Source organism: Aeromonas sp. FDAARGOS 1414 (assembly GCF_019047065.1).
Taxonomy (GTDB): Bacteria; Pseudomonadota; Gammaproteobacteria; order Enterobacterales; family Aeromonadaceae; genus Aeromonas; species Aeromonas veronii_A.
The window spans coordinates 376837-391445 of record NZ_CP077210.1 but is presented as its reverse complement, the minus strand read 5'-3'; the positions used below and the strand labels follow the sequence as shown (position 1 = coordinate 391445).

The 14609-nt window shown below is 60.6% G+C and carries 11 protein-coding genes and 3 tRNA genes; 12 read left to right on the top strand and 2 right to left on the bottom strand.

The features are described from left to right. Positions 1 to 76: 76 nt before the first annotated feature. The 5 genes from I6L44_RS01790 (at position 77) to I6L44_RS01770 (ending at position 6702) form a co-directional block, all read left to right on the top strand. Positions 77 to 1798, top strand: a complete 1722-nt coding sequence (locus tag I6L44_RS01790; protein ID WP_216953108.1) for a glycoside hydrolase family 9 protein — start codon at positions 77 to 79, stop codon at positions 1796 to 1798. Beyond that, positions 1791 to 2663, top strand: a complete 873-nt coding sequence (locus tag I6L44_RS01785; RefSeq protein ID WP_216953107.1) for a BadF/BadG/BcrA/BcrD ATPase family protein — start codon at positions 1791 to 1793, stop codon at positions 2661 to 2663. Before I6L44_RS01790 ends, I6L44_RS01785 begins: the two co-directional genes overlap by 8 nt. Beyond that, positions 2648 to 4513 (top strand): beta-N-acetylhexosaminidase, encoded by a 1866-nt coding sequence (locus I6L44_RS01780; RefSeq protein ID WP_216953106.1) that lies wholly within the window; start codon positions 2648 to 2650, stop codon positions 4511 to 4513. The genes I6L44_RS01785 and I6L44_RS01780 overlap by 16 nt, the downstream gene beginning before the upstream one ends. A 212-nt stretch (positions 4514 to 4725) precedes the next feature. Next, positions 4726 to 6279 (top strand): PAS domain-containing methyl-accepting chemotaxis protein, encoded by a 1554-nt coding sequence (locus tag I6L44_RS01775; protein ID WP_216953105.1) that lies wholly within the window; start codon positions 4726 to 4728, stop codon positions 6277 to 6279. A gap of 66 nt (positions 6280 to 6345) precedes the next feature. Next, positions 6346 to 6702 carry an MGMT family protein gene (locus I6L44_RS01770; protein WP_216953104.1) on the top strand — a complete coding sequence of 119 codons (357 nt, stop codon included), beginning with the start codon at positions 6346 to 6348 and terminating at the stop codon, positions 6700 to 6702. Between the two features lie 16 nt (positions 6703 to 6718). On the opposite strand, the gene I6L44_RS01765 is transcribed toward I6L44_RS01770, so the two are convergent. Beyond that, positions 6719 to 6883 (bottom strand): hypothetical protein, encoded by a 165-nt coding sequence (locus I6L44_RS01765; protein ID WP_005334891.1) that lies wholly within the window; start codon positions 6881 to 6883, stop codon positions 6719 to 6721. Between the two features lie 108 nt (positions 6884 to 6991). Then, a complete protein-coding gene (gene topA, locus I6L44_RS01760; RefSeq protein WP_216953103.1) occupies positions 6992 to 9613 on the bottom strand; it encodes a type I DNA topoisomerase in 2622 nt (873 codons plus the stop codon). A 355-nt stretch (positions 9614 to 9968) separates the two neighbouring features. Between topA and astB the strand changes: the two genes are divergently transcribed. From astB to yegQ, 7 genes are all read left to right on the top strand, one after another. Continuing rightward, complete coding sequence (gene astB / locus I6L44_RS01755) at positions 9969 to 11306, top strand: N-succinylarginine dihydrolase (RefSeq protein ID WP_216953102.1); 1338 nt, start codon at positions 9969 to 9971, stop codon at positions 11304 to 11306. A gap of 241 nt (positions 11307 to 11547) precedes the next feature. Further along, a tRNA-Tyr gene (locus I6L44_RS01750) sits at positions 11548 to 11632 on the top strand. Between the two features lie 32 nt (positions 11633 to 11664). Continuing rightward, a tRNA-Tyr gene (locus tag I6L44_RS01745) sits at positions 11665 to 11749 on the top strand. Positions 11750 to 11780: 31 nt separating this feature from the next. Next, a tRNA-Tyr gene (locus I6L44_RS01740) sits at positions 11781 to 11865 on the top strand. A 137-nt stretch (positions 11866 to 12002) separates the two neighbouring features. Beyond that, entirely contained in the window at positions 12003 to 12296 is a 294-nt protein-coding gene (locus tag I6L44_RS01735; RefSeq protein ID WP_216953101.1) for a hypothetical protein, read from the top strand. Positions 12297 to 12330: 34 nt separating this feature from the next. After that, on the top strand, positions 12331 to 12987 hold the full coding sequence (locus I6L44_RS01730) for an EAL domain-containing protein (protein ID WP_254204304.1): 657 nt from the start codon (positions 12331 to 12333) through the stop codon (positions 12985 to 12987). A 256-nt stretch (positions 12988 to 13243) separates the two neighbouring features. After that, positions 13244 to 14608: a tRNA 5-hydroxyuridine modification protein YegQ gene (gene yegQ, locus I6L44_RS01725; protein WP_216953099.1), complete on the top strand. Its 1365-nt coding sequence runs from the start codon at positions 13244 to 13246 to the stop codon at positions 14606 to 14608. Position 14609 lies beyond the last annotated feature (1 nt).

Genomic DNA, 14609 nt, shown 5'->3' with positions numbered 1-14609 from the left:
ATGCCTCGATACGGGGCGGCCACAGCCCCGTGATGTGCCTCACCGCCCGGCGGTGAACCACAGGAGTAATACCTTGATGGAACTCTTGATCAATCAGGTGGGCTACGAGTGCGACGGACACAAGGTCGCCCTGTTGCAAACCTCCCCCGCCCCTGATCTCGGCGGCTATGTCAGGCTGCAACGCCTTGATGATGGCCAGATCCTGTTTGAAACCCCGCTGCAACCGGCGGGCAGCGTCCCCGGCTGGCAGGGCCGCGCTTACTGGCGTGCCGACTTCTCCGCCTTCAAAGAGCCCGGCCACTATCGGCTGGAGGCGATCACTGCCCAAGGCATTGTCCGTTCGACCCGTTTTGCCATCGGCCAGGATCTGCTGGCCAGCCGCTGTCTCTCCGATGTCATTCACTACTTCAAGGGGCAGCGCGCCAGCGGCACCTTCGATCGGGCCGACCGCAGCGCCCGCCTGTTTGGCACCGACCAGCACAAAGATGTTCACGGCGGCTGGTTCGATGCCAGCGGCGACATGAGCAAGTACCTGAGCCACCTCTCCTACGCCAACTACCTCAACCCCCAGCAGACCCCCATGGTGGTGTGGGCTCTGCTCAAGTGCCGGGAACTGCTGGCCCCGCGCCGCGATATCGACGGGGTGAACCTCTGCAAGCGGCTCAATGACGAGGCGCTGCACGGCGCCGATTTCCTCTGCCGGATGCAGGATGAGTCGGGCTTCTTCTACATGACCCTGTTCGACAAGTGGAGCAAGGACCCGGAGCAGCGCGAGCTATGCGCCTATGCCACCCAGCAGGGGCTCAAGTCCGCCAACTGGCAGGCAGGTTTTCGCCAAGGGGGCGGCATGGCCATCGCCGCGCTGGCCCGCGCCGCCCGCGAGAGCGTCAGCGGCGACTTCGATGCCAGCCGCTACGCCGAGGCCGCCAAACGCGGCTACCTGCATCTGCGTGAACACAACCTCTCCTATCTGGATGACGGGGTCGAAAACATCATCGACGACTACTGCGCCCTGCTGGCAGCGGTAGAGCTGACCCGCACCCTCGGCAGCGAGTGGCTCAATGAGGCGAGAGCCCGTGCCAGCAAGCTCTGTGCCCGCCAGCGCCCTCATCCTGAGCTGGGTCACTACTGGTCGGCCAACGAGGATGGCTCGCGCCCCTACTATCACGCCACCGAGGCGGGCCTGCCGGTGCTGGCGCTGCTGGAATATCTGGGCGTAGAGCCGGATCAGGAATACAAGGCTAGGGTACAAACCGTGGTGGAGCAGGCGCTGGCCGCCGAGCTGGCGCTCTGTGCCCGCGCGGGCAACCCCTTCTCCCTCGCCCGCCAATATGTGAAAGGGGTGGATGAAGCGCCGCGCGTCAGCTTCTTTATGCCCCACCACAACGAGTCCGGTTACTGGTGGCAGGGGGAGAACGCCCGCCTCGCATCGCTGGCGACCATGGCCTTTGCTGGCGCCCGCCACTTCCCCCGCCAGAGCCAGCCGCTCATCACTTACGGTCAGCGCCAACTCGACTGGATCCTCGGGCAAAACCCCTTCAACGCCTGCATGCTGGCTGGCCACGGCATCAACAACCCCGCCTATACCGCCGGGTATCCCAATGCGCAGGGGGGCATCTGCAACGGCATCACCGCCGGATTCGATGACGAAAATGAGGTGGCCTTTATTCCGGAGGAGTACAAGGATCGGCTGGATCAGAACTGGCGCTGGGGCGAGCAGTGGATCCCCCACGCCGCCTGGTTTGCCCTGGCCATCACCTGGCTGAATGCGCAGGGAAATGGAGGTCGCCATGATTGAGTTCTGGGTCGGTGTCGATGGCGGGGGCACCCACACACGCGCCCGCATTCGGGATCGGGCGGGCAAGCTGCTCGGAGAGGGGCGCGCGGCAGGATCCAATCTGGAGCTGGGCATCCCCCATGCCCACGCCAATGTGCTGGCTGCCATCGCCAGCGCCCGCCTTGTCGCCGGGATCGCTATCGAGAGTGAACAGCAGATGGGGGTCGGACTGGCGCTCGCCTCCGCCGAGCTGGCCGACTGCTATCACGCCCTGCTCGAGATGCCCTTCCCCTTTGCCAGCGTCAGGCTCACCTCCGATGCCTTCGGTGCCTGCCTCGGCGCCTTTGGCGGCCGTGAGGGGGCCATTCTGATCGCCGGTACCGGCTCGGTGGGGCTGGTCTATCAGGAGGGGCAGATCCGCACCTGCTCCGGCCGCGGCTTCCCCATTTCAGACATAGGCAGCGGTGCCTGGCTGGGGCTGCGCGCCATCCAGCAATCCCTGCTCTGCCACGACGGCATTCTGCCCCCCAGCACCCTCGCCATCCGCTTGATGGATCGCTTCAAGCGGGATCAGGCCGAGGTGGTTCGCTGGGCCGCCCGCGCCATTCCGGCGGACTATGGCCACTTTGCCCCCTGGGTATTCGATGCCGCCAGCGATGGCGACGAGCTCGCCAATCAGCTGCTGGACGAAACCTGCGAACAGCTGCGGATCCTGCTGGAGGGGATGACCCAGCTGGGTGCCAGACAAATCGCCCTGCTGGGGGGGATTGGCACCCGCCTCGCTCCCCGTCTCGGCCAGCTCAACCTGATCCCCCCCCAGGCAGATGCGCTCGATGGCGCCATCCTGTTTGCCCAATCAGAGGATTTTCCATGTTTACACCCCTGATCCACACCCAGGTCACCCGACGTGACGGCGAGGATGTCTGGTTCACCTTCACCCTCTCCCGCATGCCGGATACCAAGTGGAAGCTGCACTTCTGTCTGGCTCGCCACATCGACCCCGACTCCTTGCAAGGGGGTGAGCTGGAGCGCCAGAGCGGCAGCTACAAGGTGATTGTCCCAAAAACAGGCAGCTGCGAGCTGCGCTTTTGCTGCCGCCAGACCCCCATCAAGAAGCTCTCCGACATGCCGCAGGGCTTTTTCCTCAGCTTGCCGGAGGCGACCACGGGTGCCCAGCTGCTGCCGGTGACGCTGGCAGCGCAGGATCTCGGACTGGATAACCCGCCGGTAGCCCGCCCCGACCTGCCGGATGTCGAGCCCCTGCCCGGTATAGTGCCGCAACCGGCCCATCTGGTACTGCTGGAGGGGAACTTCCGGCTGGCCGAGCGGGCTCATGTCAGCGCCCCCCGCGATGTGCCGAAATTGCTGGCCCACTTCAACGAACTCACATCGCTGGCGCTGGAGCAGGATCACGACGCAGAAATCCGGCTGACCGAGGCCAAACTGGCCCCCGAAGCCTACCAACTGACCATCACGCCGCAGGAGGTGGTAATTGCCGCCGCCGACGAAACGGGCTGGCGTCATGGGCTGGTGACGCTAGCCCAGTGGTATCTGCAACATGGGGAGAGCCTGCCCTGCATCACGCTGGAGGATGCCCCGCGCTTTGGCTTTCGCGGCATTTTTCTCGACTGCGCCCGCCACTTCCACACGCCGGCCACCATCAAGCGCCTGCTCAAGCTGATGAGCCTCTACAAGTTCAACCGCTTTCACTGGCACCTGACCGATGACGAGGGGTGGCGGCTCGAGATCAAGGCCTTCCCGGCATTGACCGACGTGGGTGCCTGGCGCGGCCACGATCTGGCGATCGCCCCCCAGCTCAGCGGCGGTGCCGAACCCTATGGCGGCTACTACACCCAGAGCGAGGTGAAGGAGCTGGTGAGCTATGCCGGTGAGCTCGGCATCACCGTCATTCCCGAGATCGACATTCCGGGCCACTGCCACGCCGCCATCAAGGCGCTGCCCGAGTTGCTGATCGAAACGGCGGATCACTCCCGCTACCGCTCGGTTCAGCATTTCGATGACAACGTGCTCAACCCCGCCCTGCCCGGCACCTACCGCTTTCTGGAGGCGGTGCTGGACGAGGTATGCGAGCTCTTTCCCGGCCCGCAGATCCACATGGGGGGTGACGAGGTGCCGACCGGGGTCTGGACCGACAGCCCCGCATGCCAACTGCTGATGACCGAGCAGGGCTACGCCGACTGCCGCGAGCTGCAGGGCCATCTGCTGCGCCACTGCCAGCGCTATCTGGCCGCCAGAGGCAAACAGATGATTGGCTGGGAGGAGATCCTGCATGGCGACAAGGTGAGCCGCAAAGCGGCCATCTGTGCCTGGACCAGCTTTCAGGCGGGGCTGGATGCTGCCGCGGCCGGTTATCCGGTGGTGATGGCACCCGCCCAGTTCCTCTATCTCGATCTCGCCTGGAGCGCCGATATTCATGAACCCGGCCTCTACTGGGCGGGTACCCTCAATCTGGAGCAGATCTACTCGTGTGACCCTGCCCCAGCCGATTTCCATGCCAACGATAACATCCTCGGGGTGCTGAGCCCCTTGTGGTCAGAATTGATCACCAGTCGTGATCGTCTCGACTACATGTTGTTCCCGCGTATGCTGGCCACGGCCGAGGTGGCCTGGAGCGATCCCGCCCACAAGGGCTGGGAGCACTTCGCCGCCCGCCTGCCGGGTCAGCTGCAGATCCTCGATCAGTTGCAGGTGCGCTACCGGATGCCACAGAGGTAATGTTGTCTCTACTTTGGCGGCCAATCGGCCGCCTTTTTTACGATTAGCCAACAAAACATCAACTTCCCCCTACCATTCATCCGCCATTATTGGCAAAATCCAGCCCCCAATGAAGCTGGTCTGCCTCCTGCTGGCGCGAGCCTGCGGCCACCTCCAGATCTGCCACAATAACAACGACAACATTATCAACAAGAACATCGGAGCGTATTCCTATGGCCCGCAGAGATGTCCATACCCTGGATAGCGAAGTGGAGTTTCCTGCCGACGTACAACTGGTCTCCACCACTGACCTGCGCGGGGTGATCACTTATGCCAATCCGGCTTTTTGCACCATCGCCGGCTATAGCGCCGACGAGCTGGTCGGTCACAACCACAATCTGGTACGCCACCCCGACATGCCCAAGGCCGCCTTCGCCGATCTCTGGGCCCGTCTCAAGGAGGGCAAACCCTGGCGCGGCATCGTCAAAAATCGCTGCAAGGATGGTCGTTACTACTGGGTAGATGCCTACGTCACCCCCATCTACGAAGGCAACAGGATCAGCGGCTACCAGTCGGTACGCTGCAAGCCCGAGCCCCAATTCAAGCGCATCGCCGCTCAGACCTACCAAGCCCTGCTCAAGGCCGAGCGAGGCAACAGCAGCAACCTTCCCTCTCTTGCCAGAGTGCGCACCCCGGCCATTACCCTGCTGCTGCTCGGCCTGATGGGCTGGACCTTCGCCAGCCAAGGGGCCATGACCGTCCTGCTGATGCTGCTGCCCCTGTTGCTTATTGGCGGAGCCTACTGGCGCGAGCTCTTTGCCCTACCCCACTATCTGCAGCAGCTGGGCCGCGAATATGACAGTCTGACCCGGCTGGTCTACTCCGGTGACAACCCCGGCGCCATTGCCGATTTTCATATCAAGATGCTGCAGGCTCGCATCCGAACCGTTTTGGGGCGGATCAACGATGCCACGGCACCTCTGCAAACCTTGGCCATCAATCTGAAGCAGGCCTCTCATCAGGCCTGTCTCGATATCAACGAGCAAGATGCCCAGACCCAGCAGATGGCTACGGCTATGACTCAAATGGCCAACACAGCTCACGAAATCGCCCGCAACATTCAGGACTCCAACGGTCAGGTCAACGAAGCTCGCAATCGTTGTGAACAAACCAACCAGCAGTTGAACCAGACCGAGCAACAGATCGAACAGCTCGCCAAACAGGCAGAGCTGGCGTTCAACTCGGCAGTGGAGCTCGCCAGCGAATCCGAACGGATTGGCAGTGTAATGGGCGAGATCCAGGGCATCGCCGAGCAGACTAACCTGCTGGCCCTCAACGCCGCCATCGAAGCGGCTCGCGCCGGGGAGCAGGGCCGTGGTTTTGCAGTGGTCGCAGACGAGGTGCGAACTCTATCGACCCGCACCCACAAGGCGACCGAGCAGATCCAGGGCAGCATCAAGCAGATCCAGCACACTCTGGGACGCTGGAAGGGGATGATGCAAGAGAACCTGCAACAGACCCGCGCATGTGCCGAGATGACCCGCCAGGGCGCCAGCAGCCTCCATACCGTGCTGGCAGAGATAGAGCTGGTCACCGAACACTCCACCCAGATCGCCACCGCTGCTGAGCAGCAACAAGCGGTAGTAGAGGAGATCAGCCGCAGTATCCACCAGATCTCCGAGTACTCCCACGCCAACAGTCAGAAGATGCTGGATGTCGATCACTCCAGTCAGGCTCTGCTGGAACGGGCCAAGCAACTGAAGGGGCTTAGCCAGACCTTCGGCTGAATCATTGCCAGCCTCATGACAGAAGCGCCACAATGGCGCTTCTGTTGTTTTTGACGAATCGGGTCTATGAGCATTGAACCAAGTCCATCCCCATTGAACAAAACGGCCCGTATCGAAGCGATCATCGCCCTGATCCCGGCAGGCCGAGTGGTCAGTTATGGTCAGGTGGCCGATCTGGCCGGGCTGCCCGGACGGGCAAGACTGGTGGGCAAGGTGCTGCGGGAAACCGACAAGGTACTGCCGTGGCATCGGGTGCTGAGCGCAGCGGGCACTATCTCGTTACCGAAAGGATCGCCAGGCTTTGCCGAACAAACGGGACGCCTGCAGCAAGAAGGGGTCGTGGTGATCGGTGGGCGGGTCAGAATGAAGGAGTGGCAATGGCAGCCCGATCTGGCCGAGCTGCTTTTTCTACTGCCGTTTTGAGGGGATCACAGACGGATCACTCCAGCGGCGCCAGGATCTCGTCGCTGCGCACCTGCACCGGTATGGTCTCATCCGCGCGCTGCAGCAGCACCAGCAAGCTCTGTCGGTCCACTTCCAGCACATAGGCCGCTCCTTCACGGGTCATGCAGCTCATGCCCGGCCGGATCTCGTTAATCTCCATCTCAACCTCCTTGTCTACTTCGCGATTGACGACAGCTGCACTCCTTGCAGCTGTCTCAGTATACCGCTATCCATAAGCAAAGAGGCCCCTTGTCGGGGCCTCTTTTCATCAGGCTTTTTTAGCCTTTGGCAAACTCTCTTGCCAGGTACCGTTGTCGTAGTGAGCGGTCCAACCGGTCGCCTTGCCGTTGACCTCGCTCATCACGTACTGCTCCTTGGTCTTGCGACTGAAGCGCACGATGGCGGGATTGCCGTCCGGATCGGTGAGCGGGGCACCGGCCAGATACTTGTGCTTGGCCGAGATGCGGTCCTTGAAGCGCTTGAGCTCTTCCACCAGCGGCGCGCGGGTCTCGCGGGATTTGGGGAAGTTGCTGGCTGCCAGGAACAGACCGGCAGCCCCGTCACGCAGCACAAAGTGGGCATCGGACTGGGTGCACTTGAGCTCCGGCAGCGGCACCGGATCCTCCTTCGGCGGCGCGATGTCGCCATTTTTCAGGATCTTGCGGGTGTTCTTGCAGGTCTCGTTGGTGCAACCCATGTACTTGCCGAAACGGCCGTTCTTGAGCTGCATCTCGCTACCGCAGCGGTCGCACTCGATGCTCGGCCCTTCGTAGCCCTTGAGCTTGAACTGGCCCTTCTCGATCTCGTAGCCATCGCAATCCGGGTTGCGACCACAGACGTGCAGCTTGCGGCTGTCATCGATGATGTAGGCATCCATCGCTGTACCACAGACGCCGCAGCGGTGCTTGGCGCGCAGCGCTTCGGTTTCCGCCTCTTCACCGTCAGTGGCGGAGACAAACTCGTCGGCAGAGACCAGGTTGATGGTCTTCTTGCAGCGCTCTTTCGGCGGCAAAGCATAGCCGGAGCAACCGAGGAACACGCCGGTGGTGGCGGTACGAATACCCATCTTGCGGCCGCAATCCGGGCAGTCGATGTCGGTCATCACCATCTGGTTGGCACGCATGCCGCCCTCTTCGGGCGCCTTGTCGGCCTTCTCCAGCTCCTGGGTAAACTCGGCGTAGAAGGAATCCAGTACCTTCTTCCACTCAAGGCTCCCTTCGGCGATGCCATCGAGCTTGTCTTCCATCTTGGCGGTGAACTCGTAGTTCATCAGCTCGACGAAGTTCTCCACCAGACGATCGGTGACAATCTCGCCCATCTTCTCGGCGAAGAAACGGCGGCTCTCGACCCGCACATAACCGCGATCGACGATGGTGGATATGATGGAGGCGTAGGTAGACGGACGGCCGATACCGCGTTTTTCCAGCTCGCGCACCAGCGCCGCTTCAGTGAAACGGGCAGGCGGTTTGGTGAAGTGCTGGCGCGGATCCAGCTTGACCAGTTTCAGCAGCTCGCCCACGGTCACCGCCGGCAGCTGGCTATCTTCGCCCTTGCGACCCATCGGCGGCAGCGCCTTGGTCCAACCGGCGAAGCGCAGGGTACGACCACGGGCCTTGAGCTCGAACTCACCCGCCTTAACGGTCAGGGTGGAGGAGTCGTACTGAGCAGGGGTCATCTGGCAAGCAACGAACTGACGCCAGATGAGGTCGTACAGACGCATGGCATCCGGCTCCATCCCTTCCAGCATCTCGGCAGTCACCTGTACGTTGGAGGGACGGATCGCCTCGTGCGCTTCCTGAGCATTGGCCTTGGCACCATACAGATTCGGCTCGGCTGGCAGATAGGCCGCGCCATACTGCTCGCCGATATATTCACGCACCGCTTCAACCGCCTCTTTGCTGAGGTTGGTGGAGTCGGTACGCATATAGGTGATGTAACCCGCTTCATAGAGACGCTGGGCCATCATCATGGTCTTCTTGACCCCGAAGCTCAGACGGGTAGAGGCCGCCTGCTGCAGGGTGGAGGTGATAAACGGCGCGGACGGCTTGGAGCCGGTCGGCTTGTCTTCCCGGTTCACCACCTTGTAGTCGACCCCTTCCAGGGCTGCGACAGCGGCAAAGGTCTCGGCCTGGGTCACCGGCTTGAAGTCGGCCCCGTTGCGGCTGACCACTTCCATCCGCAGATCGCTCTTGTCGGCGGTCAGCAGGTCGGCATTGAGATCCCAGAACTCGACCGGAACGAACGCCTTGATTTCGCGCTCTTTATCGACGATGAGACGCACCGCAACGGACTGTACCCGACCGGCGGAGAGACCGCGGGCCAGTTTCTTCCACAGCAGTGGGGAGACCATGTAACCCACTACGCGGTCGAGGAAACGACGGGCCTGCTGGGCATTGACGCGGTCAATATTGAGTTCGGACGGCTGGGCGAACGCCTCCTTGATGGCGCTCTTGGTGATTTCGTTAAACACCACGCGCTTGTAGCGGCTGTCGTCGCCACCGATGATCTCGCGCAGGTGCCAGGCGATCGCCTCTCCTTCTCTATCCAAGTCGGTTGCGAGATAGATGGTGTCGGCTTTCTCGGCCAGACTTTGCAACTCGCTGACCACCTTCTCCTTGCCGGGCAAAATCTGGTAGTTAGCCTTCCAGCCAGCGGTCGGATTGATACCCATCCGGGCAAACAGGGCCTTGCGATCCTTGGCAGCCTTCTCGGATTCGCTCAACTTGATGCCGCGAATGACAGGTTTCTTGGGCTCGGTGCTGGCGCTGCCGCTGGTGGGCAGATCGCGAACATGACCAACGCTGGATTTCACCACGTAGTCCTTGCCCAGATATTTGTTGATCGTCTTGGCCTTGGCCGGAGACTCCACTATGACCAGTGATTTGCCCATGCTGTAACTATTATCCTCATTGCACCCGACGGGGTTGGTGTGCGGTTTTGTGGGGCTGTATAAGAGATTTGGCGCGAAAAAGCAATCTTGTGAGCAAATTTGCCTGACCAGCCCGAACCACACGGCTTCTTTTATTGCTTCTTTATTTATTAATGCGAAGGCAACAGGCTGGACGCAACCGCTTTTTCAATTTTCTGCCATACCGCCCCTCTTTTTATATCTGAAACGACATAAAAACGTCTGCTGGTTACCGGCTTGTTACAAAAACATAAAATCTCTTTATAATGGCCCAACCCCGACGCATTGCGCGCGGAAGGAACCGCTACCCATCATAAAAATCGAAAGGATGTACTCAATGAAGCACTTCGAGGTCAATTTCGACGGTCTGGTCGGCCCGACTCATAACTATGCCGGCCTCTCCTACGGCAACGTTGCCTCCCAGAGCAATGCCCAGGAGGCTTCCAATCCGAAAGAGGCCGCCAAACAGGGGCTGCGCAAGATGAAGGCGCTGACCGAGCTTGGCATGACCCAGGGGGTACTGGCACCACAAGAGCGTCCCAATCTCGCCACCCTGCGCCGCCTCGGCTTCACCGGCAACGATGCCCGGGTGCTGGAGCAGGCCGCCAAACAGGCTCCTGCCGTACTGGCCGCCTGCTATTCGGCCTCCAGCATGTGGACAGCCAACGCCGCCACCGTCTCCCCCAGTGCCGATACCCAGGATGGCCGCATTCACTTCACCCCCGCCAACCTGACCAACAAGTTTCACCGCTCCCTGGAGCCTGACGTCACTGGTCGCATCCTGCGCGCCGTGTTCAACAATGATCGCCACTTCAGCCACCACCTCCATCTGCCGGAGAATGACCACTTCGGCGACGAGGGGGCAGCCAACCACACCCGCCTCTGCCGCGCCTATGGCGAGGCGGGGGTCGAGCTGTTTGTCTATGGCCGCAGTGCCTTTGACTACTCCCACCCGGCGCCGAAGCGCTATCCGGCCCGCCAGACCCTGGAGGCAAGCCAGGCCATCGCCCGCCTGCATGGCCTCGGCGAGGAGAGCGTGGTGTTTATCCAGCAAAACCCGGAGGTGATCGATCAGGGGGTGTTCCACAACGACGTGATCGCGGTGGGTAACCAGAACGTGCTCTTCTTCCACCAGCAAGCGTTCCTCAATACCGAGGCGGTACTGACCGAGATCCGCGGCAAGTTTGGCGAGGGGGATTTGCACTTTATCGAAGTGCCGACCGCCGAGGTATCCGTGCTGGATGCGGTGAAATCCTACCTGTTCAATACCCAGATCCTCACCCTGCCGAGCGGCGAGATGGCCATCATCGCCCCCACCGAGTGCCGCGACAATCCGGCGGTGTCGGCGTACCTGAACAAGCTGCTGACCATGAACACGCCTATCAAGGCCGTTCATTATATGGACGTGAAGCAGAGCATGCGCAATGGAGGCGGCCCGGCCTGCCTGCGGCTGCGGGTTGCCATGAACGATCAGGAGCTCGCTGCGGTCAATCCGGCCTGCCTTATCAACGACAGCCAGTTTGCCCGCCTCGATGGCTGGGTGGATCGCCACTACCGCGACCGCCTGACCCTCGACGATCTGCGGGATCCGGCACTGGTGCAGGAGTCCCGCAGCGCACTGGACGAGCTGACCCAGATCCTGAAACTGGGTTCTGTCTACCCGTTCCAGCGCTAGATGTGATGCCCGGGAAGACCGCCGACACAGGCGGTCTTCTGCTATCAGCCTCATCTTCAGCGCGATCGCCAGCTTGCACGGATGCTGTTTTGTGCAGAAAAGCAGCACACAACTTGCTGATAAGCTTGAATTTTGAGCTGAATGTATCAAAAAATCGACGAACAGTCATTTTTTACTGCCAGATGCCTAATCAAGGGGTTCACAAAGCCTCTGGATCTGATAGTATGCGCCTCGCACTTGGGGAGGGGTTCCCGAGCGGCCAAAGGGATCAGACTGTAAATCTGACGGCTCTGCCTTCGAAGGTTCGAATCCTTCTCCCTCCACCATTCAAGTGCAAAAATTCAGGAAAATACCCCGTGGAGGGGTTCCCGAGCGGCCAAAGGGATCAGACTGTAAATCTGACGGCTCTGCCTTCGAAGGTTCGAATCCTTCTCCCTCCACCATCTTCCTGAACGCAATATGCAATACCCCTGTGGAGGGGTTCCCGAGCGGCCAAAGGGATCAGACTGTAAATCTGACGGCTCTGCCTTCGAAGGTTCGAATCCTTCTCCCTCCACCATCATTCAGAAAGCCCGGCCTTGCGCCGGGTTTTCGCTTTCTTGCCCACTCACACTTTCCGCCCTTGTCAGATCTGACAGTTGCAATTGCATCCCACCTTGCTCATCGTGGCATCATCAACATCAGAGTGTTCACATCATGTTTGAAGTCTGGGATGAGCATGGCCACGCAACAGGTCTGACACTGCAGGCACTCAAAATCAGAATCAGCAACGACTATCAGGGCGATCTGATGGTGCGCTACAGCAACAAGCTGGGACTCCCCACGACTCTTTTTCTGACGGTTCACAAGGGAGTGGCCTACCAGCGCTTTAAAGCGGGCTCGCCAAGACTGGACTGGGAGTGGCTGGCTGGGGCTGGTAATGGCCATACACCCCGCGATTTTATGAGTGAGCAGTTCCCCTTATTTCAGTTCTCCCTCGACAACAACTGACTCTTCATACCGTTCGCTTAACCCCCTCAGCTCCCTGATCGTTGACCGGAACAGCCAGATCATTGGCTTTGAGGCGCTGGCCAGACGCTGGGAACCACGCCAGCAGCGCTATCAGGGGATCGACTTTCTCTCCCTCAGCGATGAGGAGTCCCTTCATCTGGACATCGTCATGCTCAGAGCGATTCTGCGCGACCTGCCGACGCTCGCGCAGAGCAGCACCAGTCTGCTCTCAATCAACCTCAACCCGACTCTGAACAGCCCCACCTACCAGAACTTGTTGTTGCTGGTACTGATCCAGGCGCGCAAGGTAGGGCTCGACATCTGGTTCGAGGTACTCGAGCACGCCCCGCTACAGCACAAGGAGCTGGCCCTGATAGAAGTGTTGCGCAGCCACGGCGCCCATATCGTCTGCGATGACGTTGGCACCCAGGAGTGCAACTTCCAACGGGTGCTGGCGCTGCCCTACGAGATCATCAAACTGGATCGCTCCCTGTTGCTGCAAGCGACCAAGAGTAGCCATGCACTGCGGATGCTCACCGGTCTGGTAGAGTACCTGCAGCGGCTCGGCGCCAAGGTGGTGTGCGAGGGAGTCGAGACCCAGCAACACATCGAGGTCGCCAATCGGCTCGGCTGTGACTATCAGCAGGGTTATGCCCATGCCATGCCATCTCCCCTCTCCCATTGGGCCTGAGCGGCTGTTTCATTTCGGCATCCTATCGGCTCGCGCAGCCAACAATTTCCTGCCAAATTGCATGATGACGTGGGGGCGAGTACAATCTCGCACCCCGAATATCCGGCGCATCTTCTTTCGATAACCCCAGATATGCCGTCATCGGGTCGCGCTGCATTGAGCATCCTCTCGGAGGGCATCTTGCACCGCAACTCAACCACTACGACGCCATCAGGTGGCGTTGTCCTGATTTGCAATCAGACATAAAGAGTCCGACATGTTTAAACCAGAATTGCTCTCCCCCGCAGGTTCCCTCAAGAACATGCGTTACGCCTACGCCTATGGCGCCGATGCAGTCTATGCCGGCCAGCCCCGTTACAGTCTGCGGGTGCGTAACAACGAATTCGATCACGAGAACCTTCAGCTCGGCATCAACGAGGCTCATGCCCTCGGCAAGCAGTTCTATGTGGTGGCCAACATCCAGCCCCACAACTCCAAGCTCAAGACCTTTATCCGCGACATGCGTCCGGTGGTGGAGATGAAGCCGGATGCGCTGATCATGTCAGACCCCGGTCTCATCATGATGATGCGCGAAGCTTTCCCTGATATGCCCATTCACCTCTCGGTGCAGGCCAACGCGGTCAACTGGGCCACGGTGAAGTTCTGGCATCAGATGGGCTTGACTCGGGTCATCCTCTCCCGCGAACTGTCGCTGGACGAAATCGAGGAGATCCGCATGCAGGTGCCGGAGATGGAGTTGGAAGTCTTCGTTCACGGCGCTCTGTGCATGGCCTACTCCGGCCGCTGTCTGCTCTCCGGCTATATCAACAAGCGCGACCCCAACCAGGGCACCTGCACCAACTCCTGCCGCTGGGAGTACAAGGTTCACGAAGGTAAAGAAGATGACGTGGGCCAGATCGTCCACCGTCAGGAGCCCATCGCCGTGCAGAAAGTTGACCCGACGCTGGGCCTCGGCAAGCCGAGCGATGCACTGGTGCTGCTGGAGGAGTCCAACCGCCCGGGCGAGTACATGAGCGCGTTCGAGGACGAGCACGGCACCTACATCATGAACTCCAAGGATCTGCGCGCCGTCGAACATGTCGAGCGCCTGACCAAGATGGGCGTCCATTCGCTGAAAATCGAAGGGCGCACCAAGTCTTTCTATTACTGCGCCCGTACCGCCCAGGTCTATCGCAAGGCCATCGACGATGCGGTTGCAGGCCGTCCGTTCGACCGCAGCCTGATGGGCACCCTCGAAAATCTGGCCCACCGCGGCTATACCGAGGGCTTCCTGCGCCGTCACAACCACAGCGAATACCAGAACTACGACTACGGCTACTCCGTCTCCGACACCCAGCAGTTCGTCGGCGAGATCACCGGTCGCAACGGTGACATGGTCGAGGTCGAGGTAAAGAACAAGTTCCTGGTGGGCAACAGCCTGGAGCTGATGACCCCGCAGGGCAACCTCAGCTTCAATCTGGAGCAGATGCAGAACCGCAAGGGCGAGCTGATCGACACCGCACCGGGCAACGGCCACGTAGTCTATGTGCCGGTGCCGAAGGAAGTGGACGTGAACTACGGCATCCTGCTGCGCAACCTCGGTGAGCGTCAGGATACCCGTCAGCCCCACTCGGCCGCCTGAG